The sequence below is a fragment of the Flavobacterium sp. MFBS3-15 genome (assembly GCF_026107645.2).
Lineage (GTDB): Bacteria > Bacteroidota > Bacteroidia > Flavobacteriales > Flavobacteriaceae > Flavobacterium.
The window spans coordinates 1-18572 of the sequence record NZ_JAPCHV010000020.1 but is presented as its reverse complement, the minus strand read 5'-3'; the positions used below and the strand labels follow the sequence as shown (position 1 = coordinate 18572).

Below are 18572 nucleotides of genomic sequence, written 5' to 3'. Positions count from 1 at the left end.
TTTTAATAGAGGTATTTTCGCTGTTTTATTCGCAGAAAAGTAACAAAAACAGGTTTTTTTCTTAAGAAAAATTAACATATTTTTAAAGTTCTAAAAAACTGCTTATGAAAAAAATTACCTTTCTGTATTTTTCATTGCTCTTTAGTTTTGCCATCGCACACGCTTCTGCGGGTTTGGCGCTTCCTCCTGTAAATGACGAATGCGCTACGGCCTCATGGCTCACTGTGAATACAGCACAGGTGTGTACTGCAACCACTGCAGTATCGCTTTCCACAGCTACGGTTTCTTCGCAGCCCAATACCTGCAGTACGTTGAACGGCGGTGATGTCTGGTACCAGTTTACGGCAACTTCGACGGCGCACAACATTGCGCTTTCCGGCTTCAACTTAAATACTGCCCAGCCGGCCATTATGGGGCTGTATAGTGGGGACTGTGCTTCACTGACACCCCTTTACTGCAGTGTGAACAATGTTATCATGGCTACCGGCCTAACTGCCGGAACCGTATATAAGCTCAGGTTGTTTTATAATCTTGCCTCGCCAAATAACAACCTTGGTTTTACAGTATGCGTCACTACGCCGCCGGCACCTTCGAGCGCCAACCAAACCAACTGCCTGGTAACAACGATCAACTACAGTTTTGAATCGCCACCACCACCTGCGCCAACTACCTTTCCGGTGTTTGCCAACCATAATGCAGTACAGGGTTGGCGTACTACGGCATCCGACCAGATGATGGAATTTTGGGTCGTGCCCAATTATGAGAATGTACCGTCGTATGATGGTGTCCAGTTCATAGAGCTTAACGCCAACCTGGTGTCGGGCGTATACCAGGATTATGCTACGCCGCAGCCAACGGTTTTCAGCTATGGCTTTGCACACAGGGGCAGGCAGGGTACTGATACCTGCCAGCTGCTTGCAGGCCCTCCGGGAGGCCCATATACCCCGGTGCATACTGCTACTACGGGCAATACGGCATGGGTATATTATACCGGCAATTATACTGTTCCTTCAGGGCAGACTACCACGCGGTTTATATTCCAGTCGGTTTCCAGTGTGGGCGGCGCGAGTGTGGGCAACTACCTTGATGCGATTTCCTTTACTGCCAATAACGGCATACTTTCTTCCAACCCGTACAATATGAATTGCGGCACAGGTACGGCGAATGTATCTGCTGCCGGTACAGGAACCTGGTCGGCGCATGCCGATAACCCTACGGCTACAGTAATAGGCAGTCCTACAGGCAACACCACAACGATTACAGGGTTTGGCCAGCAGGGAGCTTATTATTACGACTGGACTACGGCCTATTGTACCAGCACCCTGCGCATAAATTATGCAGGGGCGGATCCTGCCCCACCGGAGGTGGCAACAGTTACCTATTGCCAGGGACAGACGGCAGTGCCGCTAACGGCAATTGCGCTGCCCGGACACACACTCAACTGGTATCCTGATGATGGGGCCGGGGGAGCGCCTGTGCCAACAACTACCGATACAGGAACCGTGACTTATTATGTGAGCCAGACATCGGCCTCCGGTTGCGAAAGCGTGGTTGGGGCAATAGATGTAAACGTTGTGAATTCGGCTACTCCGCCGGTAACCACATTCACGCTGCCGGCAACAGTTTGCAATGATGACGGAAATGTTTCGCCGGTGTTGGCAGGCGGTTTTACAACAGGAGGGCAGTTCAGCGGTGGAAGCGGCCTTGTAATCAACACCACCACCGGAGAAATTGACATAGCGGCAAGCACGCCGGGTAACTATACCGTTACTTACGAAATTGAGGAAGACCTGAGCATTTGCCTTGTAGGAGGAAGCAGCAGTGCCCCCATTGTTATAAATGACACACCCGATGTGCCTGTGGTAACCGTAACCCAACCCACTTGTACCGTACAGTCGGGAACCATAACCGTTGATTCGCCTTTAGGTGCAGCGTTCACTTACAGCCTTAACAATATCAATTACCAGTCAGGTACTTCGTTTTCAGGACTTTCTGGTGGTACCTATACAGTATATGTAAAAGGTGCGGGCGATTGCATTTCGCAACTGAATGACATACAGGTTGATGACGCGCCGATAGCTCCAACGTCTACATTAGTAACCTTCACCCAACCAGATTGTTCATCTTCTACGGGAAGCATTACTGTTAATTCACCAGTAGGCACGGGGTATGGTTATAGTTTATACCCTTCAACAACGTATCAGGCAGCCCCAATATTTACAGGCCTTGCAGCCGATGCAGATTATGTGGTGACAATACAGAGCCCTTCAGGATGCATTTTATACTCAGGGCCGATACACATCAATGCTGCACCCGAAGTCCCTGCTGTACCGATAGTTACAGTCACCCAACCGGAGTGTACAGCGCCATCGGGTACAATTGTTGTAGATTCGCCACTGGGCGCAAATCTTACTTATAGTATTGATGGCACTAATTACCAGGCCGGCGCGCAGTTTACCGGACTTACGGGCGGTAATTATAGTGTATATGTAAAAGCGGATGGCGTATGCGTTTCACAGCAGGACAACATTATAATCAACACTGTTCCTGTATTACCTGCGGTTGCGACCTACACGGTTACCCAGCCCAACTGTGCTTCTGCGACCGGCAGCATTAGCATTAGCACACCGGTAGGGACCGGCTATATGTATAGTGTGGACGGAAGCTATTTTCAGGCGGGTACTTCATTTACCGGCCTCCCTGCTGACGCCGATTATGTAGTAACAGTGCAAAATGCGTCAGGGTGTATTTCGCAGACGGCGCCGATTCACCTGAATGCTGCTCCGGAAGTGCCTGCCGTTCCAACCGTTAGTGTTACGCAACCGGAATGTTTGGCACCATCCGGTACCATTGTCGTCGATTCGCCGCTTGGCCCTGCACTTACTTACAGCATCGATGGTACCAACTATCAGCCGGGTACGCAGTTTACAGTTACGACAGGCGGCACTTATACTGTATATGTAAAAGCGGCCGGCGTATGTATTTCCCAATTGGGTAATGTTGTAGTCAATCCTGTACCGGTTATCCCGCCAGTGGCTACCTATACGGTAACACAGCCCAGCTGTTCTTCGGCTACCGGCACAATAACCGTGACCACACCTGTGGGTACAGGCTACAGTTACAGCCTTGACGGTACAACGTTTCAGCCATCTGCCGCATTTACCAATCTTCCGGCTGCTCCCTCGTATGCCATTACCGTGCAAAATGCTTCGGGGTGCCTTTCCACTACAGGGCCGATAACCCTTAACGCTGCACCCGAAATGCCTGCAGTGGCAAGCGTAACCACAGCACAGCCTTCATGCAGCTCGCCTTTGGGTTCTATTACCGTTGATTTTCCGGCTAACCCTGGTTATACCTACAGCATAAACGGGACAACCTACCAACCCGGCATGCAATTTTCAAATGTGAATCCGGGAACCTATACCGTATATGTAAAAAGCGGTACGGGATGCGTTTCTACATTGAGCAATGTGGTTATCAATGCCTCACCGCTCACACCGCCTGTTGCTACGGTTAATGTAATACAGCCAACCTGTACATCGGCTACCGGCACCATAACGGTAAGCAGCCCTACAGGAACCGGTTTCACTTATAGTATTGATGGTACCAACTTTCAGGCGGGTACATCCTTTACCAACCTGGCCGGCGGGGCAACCTATACCATAACGACCAAAAATGCAGCGGGATGTGTTTCTACCACTTCCGCCATAACCATCAATCCGCAGCCTGCCATACCTGCCGTTCCCGATGTAACAGTTGTACAGCCCGTGTGCGACACCCCGGTGGGTAGCATCGGCATCAATTCGCCTGTCGGGACCGGGTATACCTATAGCATCAACGGCATCTCTTACCAGGCATCAACCATGTTCAGCAACCTTGTTCCTGCAGATTATACTGTATATGTAAAAAATGCATCAGGATGTGTCTCGCAACTATATCCGGTTACGGTAAGTGCAGCAGCCCTCCCCCCTCCTGTTGCTACTTTGGAAGACGACCACCCGGATTGTACTTCGGCTACAGGTACACTTACTGTACTGGCACCGCTTGGGCCACAGTATGAGTACAGCATAGACGGGCTAAACTTTCAGTCGGGTACTGTGTTTAGCGGATTGACAGGAGGCTTTGCCTATAGTGTAACGGTACGCAACCCGTTAGGTTGTACTTCTATAACTGTTCCTGTTGCTATGAGCACCGCACCGGTGGTTCCTACGGCTCCATTGGTTACAGTGGTACAACCCAATTGCGGCACCCCCGGAACCATTACTGTGACTTCGCCGGTAGGCGCCGGTTTTATGTATAGCCTCAACGGAACCACATTCCAAACCAATCCGGTATTTACCAATCCGCCTGCAGGCAATTATACCGTAACAGTAAAAAGCGCCGGCGGATGTACGGCAACTTCAGGGCCCTATGCCATACAACCGGGCCTTGCCGGGCCGGGGACACCATTGCTCTCTGTAACGCAAACTACCTGTACATCTGCTACAGGCGGGATATTGATTGTTGCCCCGATAGGCAACGGAATTACCTATAGTATAGACGGTGTTACTTATGATACGGAGAAAAACTTCCCAAACCTGGCTTCCGGAAACTATACCATCTATGTGAAAGCGGCCAATGGCTGTATAGTAAGCGTACCCGTAACCATCAACCCACAGCCGGTAACTCCAGTTCCGGCAATAGCCTTAATTACACCGGCAAATTGTACTACCGCAGCCAATATCGTGATAACATCGCCTCTTGGGGCAGGTTACACCTATAGTATTGACGGGGTCAACTTCCAGGCAGCGACAACTTTCTTCGCAGTGCCTTCCGGAACCTATACCATAACGGTGAAAACAGCTTTTGGATGTACGTCTGTGTCCACACCATATACAGTGAATCCGGCCCCGGTGGTACCGGCCCTGGCATCGGTTACGGTTACACAGCCGTTCTGTAGTGTTGGTACCGGTACCGTTACAGTGGATTATCCGACAGGCCCGGGGTATACCTATAGTATTGGCGGTGCGTTCCAGGCAGGAACTTCGTTTGCCAATGTTGCACCGGGCAGCTATGTCCTTACTGTACAAAATGCCGATGGATGTACTTCTAACAAGAGCATAACAATAAACCCACCGCAGGCTTTGCCGGCAATCGCCGATTTAACCGTGGCAGACCCCGGTTGCGGTGAGACAAAAGGTACAGTTACGATAAATTCGCCGACAGGGCAGGGGTTGAGCTACAGCATTAATGGTGTGAGTTTCCAGACGGGAACTTATTTCGCCAATCTGTTACCCGGAACTTACCAAATAACGGTCAAAAATGCCTCAGGATGTACCTCAATAACCCCTCCGATAGTCATCAATAATCCCCCTGCAGCTGTAGATCCGGGAACCATAACAGGCGGCACGGAAGTTTGCGAGGGTGAAACGCTTCAATTGGCCAATACGGTAACCGGAGGAACCTGGGCAAGCAGCAGTACAACGGTAGCTACAATTAGTGCAACCGGTGAGATTACTGCCCTGGCACCGGGTGTAACCATGATTTCGTATACTGTGCCCGCTGCTCCCGGACTGTGCGAAAATACAGCTAGTATGTTATTTACTGTCAATGGCCTTCCTGAGCTTGATATTGCTGATGATTACCTTTGCCAGGACTTGACAACCGGCGAGTATGGAGCAATTTTACTGAATACCGGGCTTTCGGCAGGTTATACCTTTGAATGGAAAAAGGATAATATAGTGCAGGCAAATGTACTGGGGAGCATTGTCATTGCTGAACCTGGGGTTTACAGTGTTACTGCAACCAATACTGCCACAGGTTGTGTAGGGCAGGCAACAGCAACCATTGGTGTTTCCTCGGCACCCGTAATTATGGCCGAAGCGGGCCCGGCGTTTAGCAATAACCAAACAATAAGTATCAGTACAACAGGCGGGTTGGGCAATTACGAGTACAGTCTTGATGGCGGTCCATGGCAGTCAGAACCGTACTTCCATAATATTGCGCAGGGTGTTTATACGGTTGCCATACGCGATGTGAATGGATGCGGAAATGGCCAGACAATAGTGAGCGCGCTCAATTATCCTCATTTCTTCAGCCCTAACGGCGATGGGGAACACGATACATGGAACATAACCGGGCTAAATAACTATACAACCGAAATTTCGATATTTGACCGGTATGGTAAAGTGATAGCTATCGTAAAACCGGGCTATGAAGGATGGGATGGTACTTTTAATGGTGCCCCATTGCCGGCAACGGATTACTGGTTTGTAGTTAAATACCGTACTAACGGCCTGGACAGGGAATTTAAAGCGCATTTCTCGTTAATACGATAATCTTTTGGGTCTGTACAACTATCAGGACAAAGGAATCGTCTTAGAGGAAAGAACAAAACCCAAACTAATGAAAAAAGTAATAATTTGCCTAACTATAGCACTTTCGGTTGCTGTTAACGCCCAGGATCGAATTTCACGTATTGACAGCCTGTTCACAGCAATGCACGCCAAAGGCCAGTTTAATGGTAACGTACTCATCGCCGAAAAAGGCAATCCGGTATATAAAAAGAGTTTTGGCCTTCGTAATGAGGAAACAAGGGAAGCGCTGGATGAGAATTCGATATTTGAGTTGGCCTCTGTTTCCAAGCAGTTTACGGCCATGGCAGTCGTAATGCTTGAAGAGAAAGGCAAGCTGAAATATGATGACAAGCTTTCAAAATTTTTTCCTGAGCTTGGTTATTATAAAGATGTGACAGTGAGGCACCTGTTGAACCATACGGGTGGTTTGCCGGATTATATGGAGTTAATGGATAAGCAATGGGACCATAACCATATTGCTACTAACAAGGACATCATTAGTATGATGGCTACCTATAAGCCAGCTATAGTTTTTCCTGCCGGAACAAAGTATGAATACAGCAACACCGGCTATGCGCTACTGGCTTCCATTATAGAAAAGGCTTCCGGCATGAGTTATGCTGACTTTCTTAAAAAGAACATTTTCATTCCGCTCAAAATGGACAATACCTTTGTCTATACCAGGAGGTATGCCCCAAAAGAGATTAAAAATTACGCTTACGGATACATTACTGATTTTACCGGTAAGAAAGTGCTTCCTGATAACTTTTCCCAGACTAAAATGGTGGTTTGGCTGGATGGAATAGTGGGGGATGGTACGGTGAACTCTACTACCACAGAATTGCTCAGGTGGGACCGTGCACTGTATGCTGACAAGCTTGTTTCGAAGAAATCACGTGAATTGATATTTAGTATTCCTCATTTGCCCAATGGAGAAAAAACAGATTATGGTTTCGGCTGGATGATTGATGTCAACAAAGACTTTGGTAAAATTGCACAGCATAGCGGAGGCTGGCCAGGGTACTCTACCTACATAGAAAGGCAGATGGATAATGATAAGACAATCATTGTACTCAGGAATAATGACACTGAAACCAGGATTCCGGTAAACACTATCCGCCGCTTGCTTTATGAGTTGCCTCTTAATGTAAAAAGCAAGGAAGTAGCTGTATCAGAAGAAATAATGAAATCATATGTAGGTGAGTATGAGCTGGCACCCGGGTATGTTATGCAGATTACATATGATAACGGCCTTAAAACGCAGCTGCCCGGACAGCAACGCTTTGAGCTGTTCCCCGAAACCGAAACTAAATTCTTTCTGAAAGTAGTCGATGCGCAACTTGAATTTTTTAAAGATGATTCAGGGAACATTGAACGTGTTGTGCTTTATCAGAATGGCCGTGAAATGCCTGCTAAAAAGAGAAAGTAAAAGGGGAATAATAAGAATGGTTTCATAGCATATTCCCAATAGACTTATTTATTTTCTTGAATTTTTTAGATGAAATGAACCCGAGCATAGGGTAAAGCATGCCTGCCAAGAGAAAGAACTGTGGCAGCGCACCTTTTTTCTCAAGATGAAGCATGTAAGAAATTAAAAATAAGGCAGGTGCCTCAATATAATAGCACATGATACGTGCCTGTTTCGGTTTTATGCCCAGCTTTCTCCAAAAAAGGCTTATAATGAGTACTAAAAGGCCCAGCCCAAGGAGAATGCATCCTGGAAAATACAGGCGCTTTACAACTTCATCAAACCCTTTTAAAAGCAGTATGGCTGCAGTCAGGATGTGCAGAAGGACTTCGAGCTTGCGGAATGTTTTCTTTTTCACATTTCGATTTTGCCCAAAAGTATCCTTTGCAGTTTAATACTGTGTTGCTTGTGGGTTATTATATGTTTACGCATTAATGAGCGTCGACTCTACTTTTTCTTTTTAATTGATGCTTTTGCCTTGTTCTCCTGCACCCTGAATTTTACTATTTTCTCTATCAGTGCAGTGGGCATAGGTTCATTAAGCGGGAATTGTATGGAGCCTTTTCCGGTTTTATAGTGGGATAATTCTTCCTGAAATTCCCTGTTTCCGGAAGGTAATGCATAAAATCCGATGTGATTGGTAAATGCCGCAAAATGCACAAGGTTGCCATCAAGATGAAATGTTGGCAATGCGTAACTGATCTTTTCTTAGCCTCGGGTGCAGCTTTTTGGATTGTTTTCCGCACGTGCTGCAATATTTTTTGAATATCCTCGGAAAAAGATGCTATATATTCGTCGATGTTTTCGGGCTTCTTCATATCATTTGGCATTATAGGCTTCTTCCAGTTTTGAAATCTCAATCTTACGCATCTGCATCATAGCCTGCATTACACGTTTTGATCCTTCGCCACCGGCAGACATAAGTTCCATCAGTACATTCGGGATGATCTGCCATGACAGGCCGTATTTGTCTTTTAGCCAGCCGCACATGCTTTCCGAACCGCCATTAGCAGTAAGGCTGCTCCAGTAGTAGTCGACTTCCTGTTGGGTTTCGCATCGTACAAACAATGAAAATGAATCGTTGAGTTCAAATTGCCCGCCGTTCAGTAGCATCAGGTGCTGGCCTTCAAGCTCAAGAGATACTGTCATGAAGGAACCGTCGCCCATTTCGTGCGCACTGGTAATTTTTGAGTTTTTGAATATGGAAGTATAATACTCCATTACTTCTTTCAGGTTGGCATTAATCCAAAGGAATGGTGTTATCTTTTTCATGACGATTGATATTATGTTATAGGTTCGTTATTTATTAGCTTTTTGCCCGTTAAGGAAGGTATTTATAAGATATGCTATTTTTTCAGTTTCCATCATCAGGGTAACATGCGTTTGACCGGGAAGGATGGCCAATTGCGATTTTGGAAGCCCCGTCATGTCCGCAAATACCCCACCACCGCAAAGCCGGTACATTTCGGCGGTATGGTTCAGGTCAACGCCATCATTATCACCCATGATAAAAAGCACCGGAGATTTCATCGCTTTTAAATTTGCCTGGCCTATATCGAAATCTTCTGTGTCAAATTCCATAAGTTTTGATACAAATTTTCTCCAGTTTTTTGGTTCAGGCGCTACTTTTTCATAGGCAGGCTTAAGGGGTGTTGCATCAAAAAAATCGGGTTTGAATTCCTTCATGGCTGCATTAACCTCTGGCAACCAGCCTGAGTGTTGGTAGACACTCGAAATAATAATAAGCCTACCGGTTTGTTCAGGATGCTTTATGCCAAATTCAAGGGCAACAGTACCTCCCAGGCTATAGCCCAATATATCGGCTTTTTCTATTTTGAGGTATTTAAGGAGCTTGGAAACATCATCAGCCAACGTTTCAAAGGAGTAAGGCCTGTCGATGTCAGCTGTATGGCCGTGGCCTTGCATTTCTATGGCAATTACCTGTTGTGTTTTGGACAGTTCGGGAATCAATTTGTCCCAATTAAGGCCAATAGTCATAAATGATCCGTGGAGTAGCACTATAGGTTTACCGCTGCCATGTATTTCATAATAAAGTTGCAGGCCGTTTACAGGTGCATACCCTTTTTTAGTTTGGGCATATCCGCCAAAGCTTAAAATTAAAGTAAGTCCTGCATAAATGAATTTTTTCATGATAACATAGATTGATTAAGTAAAAGTACTGGTATTGAAATATAAATTAAGGGGTAAAACCGACAACTAGAGGGGTCGATTGCGACAACTTTAGTTTTGGTTAATAAATGCTGTCTTATTAATTAAATCGTTTAATAAACTTATTATTGATTTTTTTTGCGTCATTATTTTTATTTCATTTGCATCTGTAACCAATAATAATATTTATGAAATTAACATATATAGTCCTTGCGATTTCTGCAACAATGTTTATGGTATCATGCAATGACATGCAAAAAGGTGATACTAATGTTCAAGGCACAGAACCTACAACGACTGACATTCCTAAAACTGGAGGTGTTGCTGCAACAAAACAGGTCCCCGTCCGTGAACTTAAACACATGATTGCCAAAATATGGGTGATTGACGAGATTGATGCTTCTGCAATGGTTGCAAAATTGCCTAAAGAAGATCAGGAACAAATGAAAAAGACCATTACTGAAAATATATCAAAAGTAAAAGGCAACATGACTTTCGAATTTAAGCCGGATGGTTCGTTTACAAACATTACTAAAAATGCCGGACAGGAAATAAAAAATGAAGGAAGTTGGACGCTGAGCGATGATGGTAAGCTACTTACTACAGTTTCACAACGGGATAAAAGCAAAAAGTCAGATGCTACTATAATCAAACTTACCGAAGATGCGCTTGAGCTTTCGTCAAAAGATGCCGGCGACATGATCATGAAGTTTATTCCTAAAGAGTAACTAACCTTTCAATTGTATTGAAGGAGAAGCCTTTGCGAATGCAGGGGCTTTTTTTATTTTGACTTTGTATAGTATGTTTTTTTGTTAGGGCAATAATTTTTTTAAATCTGTTTTGAAAAATGAATTTTAATAGTATATTTGCACCCTCTTAATGCGATACCGCATAGAATCGGGGTGTAGCGTAGCCCGGTCATCGCGCCTGGTTTGGGACCAGGAGGTCGCAGGTTCGAATCCTGCCACCCCGACAAAATCCTTTCTGTTTGCAGAAAGGATTTTTTGTTATACTTAATGCCCTGCCTATGTACACAGTTTATATCTTATACAGCAAGTCAAAGTCCAAATTTTATGTAGTGCAGACAAACGATATAGAAGATAGATTACACAGGCACAATTCAGGACAAAACAAATCAACAAAATCCGGTATTCTATGGGTTTTAATTCACACCATTGAATTTAGGTCACGCCCGGAAGCAGTAGTACTCGAAACAAAAATTAAGAAAAGAGGCATCAGGAGATACCTAGAAGATGTAAATTTCAACTTTGAGGTGTAGCATAGTCCGGTCATCGCGTCCCGCCTCAGCGGGAAGGTCGCAGGTTCGAATCCTGCCACCCCGACTTAAAGCCGGACAGTAATGTCCGGCTTTTTTTGTTTATGAAAAATTTTAAATGTACACACTCTAGATATTATACAGCAAATTAAAATCCAAATTATAATATCTATCTTTAGCATCTCTGTTTATTACTTCCGGTTCATTTGGGGAAGACAGAAGTGTTGCTTTATATACTATCCCTGATATTAATTTGCAAATTTTAATTTTAAATAAATCCTGGATGTAAAACCCTAAATTTACAGCTTTACGGTTACCTTCAAAACTACTTACATGACTATTTTTCTCATTATCTTCTCGTCTTTGCTGCTTTTGTTTACGGTAATACCGCTTATTAAAAATGATTACTGGGTTTTCAGGATTTTCGATTATCCGCGGCTACAGAAATTTACACTTTCTGTAATATGCTTCGCTTTGCTGGTTTATTTTTATGAGGCCCATTCAAATGTATATTTAATATTTATTTGTTTGACAGGCTTAAACCTTATTTATTTGTGTTGGCTCATTTGGCCATTTACAATATTTTCTGCCAAACAGGTATTGCGTGCTGAATATAGCAAGCCCGATGACCAGGTATGTATAATAATTTCCAATGTGTACCAGGATAACAGGAATTATGAAGGCTGTTTATCTGAGATAAAAAGTGCGAATCCTGATGTTATATTGCTTTTGGAAACCGATGAGGCGTGGCATCAGGCTACGGCCGGACTTTCTGCTATTTATCAATATAGCATTAAAGTCCCCATGCAAAATACTTATGGAATGCTATTGTATTCAAGGTTGGAGCTTAAATGCAGCACAGTAGAATACCTTGTGGAAGAGGATGTCCCAAGTATCCATACTCTTGTTGTATTAAAAAGTGGCCGCGAAGTACAGCTTTATGCAGTCCATCCTACTCCTCCTGTGCCGAATGAAAACCCACGGTCGACAGAGCGGGATAAAGAATTATTGCTGATTGCAGATCGTGCTAAAGAAAGCAAGTTGCCCGTTGTGGTTATTGGAGACCTTAATGATGTTGCATGGAGCTATACAACTAAATTGTTCTTAAAAATGAGTGGCCTGCTCGACCCGAGGCGGGGAAGGGGATTTTTCAATTCTTTTCATGCGCACTATCCTTTTCTTCGTTTCCCATTGGACCACGCTTTTATCTCGACTGATTTTAAGCTTATCGGGATAAAAAGGCTGAAAAATTTCAAATCGGATCATTTTCCCATATACATTCATCTGCAATATGAGCCTTCAGCACATCTTGAGCAGGAACCTATGCTTGCAGATGGTGAAGATATAGCATTGGCTGAGGAGAAGAAAGCCAAGCAATGACGAAGATTCCAAAATATAAAGCCTCCCGTTGAGGAAGGCTTTATATTTTGAATTAAAATTATACGCAGATCTGCGGATAAATAATCCTCAGGTTTTTCCTGAAGTTTTGTAATGTTTCTTCGTTGTCGTAGGCAATTTTATAGCGGGAGCCGATTTCGTTATTGGTTTTTTCAAACGAGATGCCATTGCGCATAAGTAGGCGTTCAATCCTTTTGTGGTCAGTTACGTTTTTGTAAAGTGTCCTGAAAATAGAGATGTACATAGCTTTTTGATTTTAGTTGAATATTTAGGTACTATAGGTTTTTGTTGAACTTTCGATATAAAATTAGCAATCTGTTTTTTTGTGAAGAAACGCCTTAATAAAACTTTAGCACGTTTTAAAATCCAATTGCGGAAATTTATTTTTCCATAGGCAAAACTAATACGTTTATGTAGTCCGGTTTTTAATTTAATGTTACATTTGCGTAGCATTAAAAATCACCATATATAATCATGTCAGATTCAATTGAAAAGATAAAATGCCTTATCATAGGCTCTGGTCCAGCAGGGTATACCGCAGCTATTTATGCCGCAAGGGCCGATATGAATCCCGTAGTATATACCGGTATGGAACCGGGGGGGCAGCTTACTACAACTACCGAAGTTGATAATTTTCCCGGTTATCCCGAAGGTATCGACGGGCCAACAATGATGGTACAACTTCAACAACAAGCCGAGCGCTTTGGCACTCAGGTACGCATTGGTATGGCTACCGCTGTAGAATTCAGTAAAGAAGCCGGCGGATGGCACAAAGTAACCATAGACGGCAATAAGGAAGTGCATGCGCAAACCGTTATTATATCTACAGGTGCCACGGCAAAATACCTTGGCCTGCCAAGTGAGCAGCGCCTAAGGGGTGGCGGGGTTTCGGCATGTGCAGTGTGCGACGGGTTCTTTTACCGTGGTCAGGATGTAGCAATTGTTGGGGCGGGGGATACCGCTGCCGAAGAAGCTACCTACCTTGCAAACATTTGCAAAAGCGTTACCATGTTGGTGCGTAAAGATTTCATGAGAGCATCAAAAGCCATGCAGCACAGGGTTGAAAACACGGCCAATCTTCGGGTACTTTACAACAGTGAGGTAGATGAGGTTTTAGGTGACCAGGTTGTAGAAGGCCTGCGTATTATAAATAATCAGACACAGGAAAAGCACGATATTCCGATTACAGGGCTGTTCATTGCTATTGGCCATAAGCCGAATACTGACATTTTCAAAGGGCAGTTGGACATGGATGAAACCGGCTACCTGATTACACAGGGCAAAACCACGAAGACAAATCTTCCGGGAATATTCGCTTCGGGCGATGTACAGGACAAAGAGTACCGTCAGGCTATCACTGCAGCCGGCTCAGGATGCATGGCCGCACTTGATGCCGAGCGCTACCTTGCGACACTTGAAAGCCACTAACTAGTATACCCAAACCTTCACGGTTTGTAGTGACGGATTAAAATGAAAAAAGCAGTACTTTATAATGTACTGCTTTTTTTATGTGAAAACCGGAGCCGCTTACTGCTCCTTCTTATAAATTACCGCGCTGTCAGCAAACTTGCCTACTTCTACTTTTGGTGTGCCGAATAGTTCTATTTCTGCTTTACCCGTTGCAGTAATATTTATGAGTTCTGCAGCCATAACCTTGCAGGTGGTATAACCTTCGGCAACCAATACCATGTTTTTTGCTGTGAGTTTATTGCCGGTGAATTTGGCATTATTGTCAATCCTCAACTGTGCATTGGCGGTATCCCCTTCGATAACGGCAATTGTTTTTTGATACATGTCGAACTTAAGTGTGGGGCTGGCAATAAGAGCCTTCAGCTCTGCATTTTTGCTGAGTTCAATTGTGGCATTTTCTGATTTAAGATTTAATTCCCCCTTGGCTTTATCATTCATCTGGATGGTAAAATTCCCTGATTTTACATTGAGGTAGCATTTGGCAAAGTCAATCGCCTTTATGCTTACAATCGGTACTTCAAGGTCAGACAGCGCATTCAGCACAGTTTCATGCTTCGCGGTTACTGATTTTAGCGCATCGGTATAGGTTATCCTGATGCTCAGCTTTTTTGCGCCGCTCACTTCTTTGGATGTATATATACGGAGTGTATTTCCGGAAACTTCAGCCATTATTACTTCATGCAGGTTGTCATCGGCTTCAATTTCCAATCCCTGTGCACCGCCTTTTACAAGGAATACTTCGAGATTATCTTCTACCTCAATATTTTCAAAAGCCTGAATTTCTTTTTGAGCAACGGTCACGGTTTTAGACCCTTTTATTTTTTCCCTTTTTTGTGCAAATGCTATTGTGGTAAAAAGGATTGCTATTACCAGCGGATAGAAGTTTTTCATTATGCGGTACGATGTTTATTGGTTATCGCAAATATATAAAAAACGCGTTTCGCAAAATGCCCTTATGTGCAGTAAATGGATTTAGGAGTAATAATTGGCAAGACTTTGCAAAAGCTTTATATTTGAAACATAAATCAATCAAAAAATGAAAAAAAGTATCTTGTTTGGGTTGTTGCTATCTGCTATTGGAGTAGCCGGCCAGGCACCGCAAAGCATTGACAGCGCCCCAAAATGGCTACGCAATGCATCAATATCGCCCGACGGTTCACAAATCGCCTTTTCTTATCAGGGGGATATATTTACAGTGCCGGCAAAAGGCGGTCAGGCCATACGCCTTACCATCCATGATGCCTATGATGCCGACCCGGTGTGGAGCCGGGACGGAAAACTGATTGCTTTCTCGTCGATGCGCTATGGGAATAAGGATGTATTTGTTTTGCCATCAACAGGTGGTGTGGCACATAGGCTAACGTATCATTCTGCGGATGATGTGCCGTCAGCATTTTCGCCATCAGGAGATAAGATTATCTTTTCTACTTCACGCCTGGATGATGTGGCTACGGTAATATTCCCTTCAGGAGTATTGCCGGAATTATATGAAATTGCAGTAAAAGGCGGCCAGGAAAAGCGCGTCATAGGAACTCCGGCAGAAGATGCGGTTTATAATTCGGATGGCAGCCTGATATTTTTCCACGACAGGAAAGGGTATGAAGATCCGTGGCGGAAGCACCATACATCTTCAGTAACACGCGATCTGTGGCTATTCGATGCAAAAGATAAAAACTACTACCAGGTAACCGAAACTACGACCGAAGAACGCAATCCGGTTTTCGGCAATAACAATGATTACTTTTTCCTGAGCGAAAGGAATGGAACCTTCAATATATGGAAGGCTGTGCTTTCGGGTAATAAGGAAAGCAACTCCCGGCAGGTAACTAACTTTGCCAAACACCCGGTACGCTTCCTGAGCAGGTCGGCCAACGGGATATTGTGTTTTGTATGGGATGGCGAAATCTATACAATGACTGAAGGAGGGCAGGCACAAAAGGTAGCGATAGCGATACAGTCGGATGAGCGCTATAACGAAAAGGTAATGGAGCAGGTACGCAACGATGCAGATGAGTTTTCTGTTTCTCCTAATGGTAAAGAAGTTGCGTTCATAGTACATGGCGAAGTATTTGTCGCGTCAGTAGAATTTGGGGTTACCAAAAGAATAACCGACACGCCGGAGCAGGAACGCAATATAGAATTTAGCCCGGATGGCAGGAGTGTACTGTATGCCGGAGAGCGTGACGGCTGCTGGAATCTCTACGAATCGACTATAATGAATAAGGATGAGAAATATATGTTCGATGCTTCGCAAATTACGGAGACAGTGCTTGTTAATTCAGGAAAAGAATCATTCCAGGGTCAATATTCGCCCGATGGCAGGGAAATAGCATTTTTAGAGGAGCGCACTACTATTAGAGTATATAATAAAGAATCAAAAAAGACCCGGACCGTTTTGGAGGGTAAGTTTAATTATTCCTATAGCGACGGTGACCAGTATTTTACATGGTCCCCTGACAGTAAGTGGCTTTTGGTAACCTATCTGGCATACAGCCGATGGAACAGTGACATTGGGCTCGTTAATGTCAATGATGGTAATGCCCCCATTAACCTGAGCCAAAGTGGTTATAACAATGGTCAGCCAAAGTTTGGCATGGAGGGGGGCATGGTATATTGGGCATCGGACAAGGAAGGTTACCGCTCACACGGAAGCTGGGGTTCCGAAAGCGATGTATATGCCATATTCCTGACGGAGGACGCGCACAAGAAATTCCAGTTGAATAAAGCTGAGTATGCACTTTGGAAAGAGCTGGATGATGCTAAAAAAGATAAGGACAAAGGCAAAGATGACGGGAAGGACAAAAAGGATAAGGGTAAGGAAGAAAAGGACAGTCCCAAAGAAGATGAAGGTATAAAGCCTGTAAAGCCGATGAAAATTGACTTTGAAGGCCTGCAGGACCGTAAGGAAAAGCTAACCATTCATTCCTCAAAGCTCTCAGATTTTGTGGTAGATAAGGAAGGGGAGAATATTTACTACCTGACCCGTTTTGAAGAGGGGACTAATTTGTGGCGTACAAAATTTAGGGAAAAAGAAACTAAACTTTTTGTAAACCTGAACAGTGGTGACTCTAAATTAGTATTAGATAACAAAGAGGAAAACCTGTTCCTTATCGAAAAAGGAGGGAAGATAGCAAAGATAAGCGTGAAGGAAGGTAAAAAGGAAAATGTAAATTTCTCTTCAGACATGAACCTAAACGAAACAGCGGAGCGTGCCTATATGTTTGAGCACGCCTGGAGGCAGTTCAAAAAGAAATTCTATTTGGAGGACCTGCACGGTGTAGATTGGGATTTTTATAAGAAGGAGTACGCGAAGTTTTTGCCTTATATCAACAACTCTGTTGATTTTGCAAGCCTTTTAGGTGAAATGCTGGGTGAAACAAATGCATCACACACGGGGGCACGTTTCCGCCCACAGCCAAAACCATCTGATGACAGAACAGCATCATTGGGCATTTATCCTGATAATTCGTATACAGGCAATGGTATCAGGATTGCTGAAGTGATGGACAAAAGCCCGATGCACAAAGCAAAACAGAAAATTCTGCCAGGGATGGTCATAGAAGCTATCGATGGTGTTAAAATAACCCAGTCTGAAAATTATTATGCATTATTGAACAGGAAGGCAGATAAGAAAATCCAGGTAGCGCTGTTTGACGAAAAGTCAGCAAAGCGTTGGAAAGAGGTTGTTGAACCCATATCTCTTGGAGGAGAAGGCCAGTTGGCCTACGAGCGTTGGGTGAAGAACAGGGAAAAAGATGTGGAGCGCCTTTCGGGTGGTAAAGTTGGCTATGTGCATGTTAGGGGGATGGACTCTGAAAGTTTTCGTGTTGTATTCGAAAAGGCGTTGGGTAAATACAATGACTGTGAAGCATTAATTGTAGATACCCGTTTTAACGGTGGAGGATGGCTTCATGACGACCTGGCGACATTTCTTAGTGGTAAGCCATATATGACATTTGAGCCAAGAGGGCAGAAGATGGGGTCGGAACCACAATTTAAATGGCAAAAACCTTCGGCTGTACTTATCAGTGAAGGTAATTATTCCGATGCGCATATGTTCCCGTACACCTATAAGGCCTTGGGAATAGGTAAGCTTATTGGTATGCCGGTTCCGGGTACCGGTACGGCGGTGTGGTGGGAACGCATGATTGATGGCAGCACCATATTCGGTATACCGCAAATAGGAATGCGAACCGTGAAAGAAGACAGGCTAATGGAAAACTTCCAGCTTGAGCCGGATATCAAAGTGAAAAATGATCCTGGATATGTGAATACCGGAACTGACCAGCAATTGCAAAAAGCCGTTGAAGAACTTTTGAGGAAATAAACCGCTATATAAAAGGGGCTGTCTCAAAAGTGAGGCAGCTCTAATTTTTTAAACAAATAAGGGAGCCCGAGGGCTCCCTATATTCTGCAAGTTTGTTAACTTGCGGTGTGTATAATAAATCAAAAGTAG

13 protein-coding genes and 2 tRNA genes are annotated in these 18572 nt (G+C 44.3%); 9 read left to right on the top strand and 6 right to left on the bottom strand.

What is annotated here, in order from left to right; all coding sequences use genetic code 11:
- The first annotated feature begins 104 nt into the window (after positions 1-104).
- Together OGH69_RS15845 and OGH69_RS15840 are read left to right on the top strand one after the other, a co-directional pair.
- On the top strand, positions 105-6317 hold the full coding sequence (locus OGH69_RS15845; protein ID WP_265175467.1) for a T9SS type B sorting domain-containing protein: 6213 nt from the start codon (positions 105-107) through the stop codon (positions 6315-6317).
- Positions 6318-6384: 67 nt separating this feature from the next.
- Positions 6385-7764 carry a serine hydrolase gene (locus tag OGH69_RS15840; RefSeq protein WP_265175466.1) on the top strand — a complete coding sequence of 460 codons (1380 nt, stop codon included), beginning with the start codon at positions 6385-6387 and terminating at the stop codon, positions 7762-7764.
- A gap of 22 nt (positions 7765-7786) precedes the next feature.
- Here OGH69_RS15840 and OGH69_RS15835 read toward each other — a convergent pair whose 3' ends face one another.
- From OGH69_RS15835 to OGH69_RS15820, 4 genes are all read right to left on the bottom strand, one after another.
- The gene (locus OGH69_RS15835) at positions 7787-8161 is read right to left on the bottom strand and encodes a hypothetical protein (protein ID WP_265175465.1); all 375 of its coding nucleotides are present in this window, start codon (positions 8159-8161) and stop codon (positions 7787-7789) included.
- A gap of 89 nt (positions 8162-8250) precedes the next feature.
- On the bottom strand, positions 8251-8493 hold the full coding sequence (locus tag OGH69_RS15830) for an iron chaperone (protein WP_265175464.1): 243 nt from the start codon (positions 8491-8493) through the stop codon (positions 8251-8253).
- Between the two features lie 129 nt (positions 8494-8622).
- Entirely contained in the window at positions 8623-9075 is a 453-nt protein-coding gene (locus OGH69_RS15825) for a VOC family protein (protein ID WP_265175463.1), read from the bottom strand.
- A gap of 27 nt (positions 9076-9102) precedes the next feature.
- Positions 9103-9954, bottom strand: a complete 852-nt coding sequence (locus OGH69_RS15820) for an alpha/beta fold hydrolase (RefSeq protein ID WP_265175462.1) — start codon at positions 9952-9954, stop codon at positions 9103-9105.
- 206 nt (positions 9955-10160) lie between these two features.
- Between OGH69_RS15820 and OGH69_RS15815 the strand changes: the two genes are divergently transcribed.
- The 5 genes from OGH69_RS15815 to OGH69_RS15795 all read left to right on the top strand — a co-directional run bounded on the left by OGH69_RS15815 (position 10161) and on the right by OGH69_RS15795 (position 12628).
- On the top strand, positions 10161-10700 hold the full coding sequence (locus tag OGH69_RS15815) for a hypothetical protein (RefSeq protein WP_265175461.1): 540 nt from the start codon (positions 10161-10163) through the stop codon (positions 10698-10700).
- Between the two features lie 170 nt (positions 10701-10870).
- Positions 10871-10945, top strand: a tRNA-Pro gene (locus OGH69_RS15810).
- A 54-nt stretch (positions 10946-10999) separates the two neighbouring features.
- Positions 11000-11251 (top strand): GIY-YIG nuclease family protein, encoded by a 252-nt coding sequence (locus tag OGH69_RS15805; RefSeq protein ID WP_265175521.1) that lies wholly within the window; start codon positions 11000-11002, stop codon positions 11249-11251.
- Positions 11242-11315 (top strand) — tRNA-OTHER (locus tag OGH69_RS15800). Before OGH69_RS15805 ends, OGH69_RS15800 begins: the two co-directional genes overlap by 10 nt.
- A 485-nt stretch (positions 11316-11800) precedes the next feature.
- Positions 11801-12628 carry an endonuclease/exonuclease/phosphatase family protein gene (locus tag OGH69_RS15795; protein ID WP_265175460.1) on the top strand — a complete coding sequence of 276 codons (828 nt, stop codon included), beginning with the start codon at positions 11801-11803 and terminating at the stop codon, positions 12626-12628.
- A gap of 58 nt (positions 12629-12686) precedes the next feature.
- Here the strand turns inward: OGH69_RS15795 and OGH69_RS15790 are convergent, their stop codons facing one another.
- A complete protein-coding gene (locus OGH69_RS15790; RefSeq protein WP_265175459.1) occupies positions 12687-12890 on the bottom strand; it encodes a hypothetical protein in 204 nt (67 codons plus the stop codon).
- A gap of 230 nt (positions 12891-13120) precedes the next feature.
- Here OGH69_RS15790 and trxB point away from each other — a divergent pair, with 230 nt between their 5' ends.
- Positions 13121-14074, top strand: coding sequence for a thioredoxin-disulfide reductase (gene trxB / locus OGH69_RS15785; protein WP_265175458.1), 954 nt, complete (start codon positions 13121-13123; stop codon positions 14072-14074).
- Positions 14075-14173: 99 nt separating this feature from the next.
- Here trxB and OGH69_RS15780 read toward each other — a convergent pair whose 3' ends face one another.
- On the bottom strand, positions 14174-15007 hold the full coding sequence (locus tag OGH69_RS15780; RefSeq protein ID WP_265175457.1) for a DUF2807 domain-containing protein: 834 nt from the start codon (positions 15005-15007) through the stop codon (positions 14174-14176).
- A gap of 145 nt (positions 15008-15152) precedes the next feature.
- Here OGH69_RS15780 and OGH69_RS15775 point away from each other — a divergent pair, with 145 nt between their 5' ends.
- Entirely contained in the window at positions 15153-18443 is a 3291-nt protein-coding gene (locus tag OGH69_RS15775) for a S41 family peptidase (RefSeq protein WP_265175456.1), read from the top strand.
- The last annotated feature ends 129 nt before the right edge of the window (positions 18444-18572 follow it).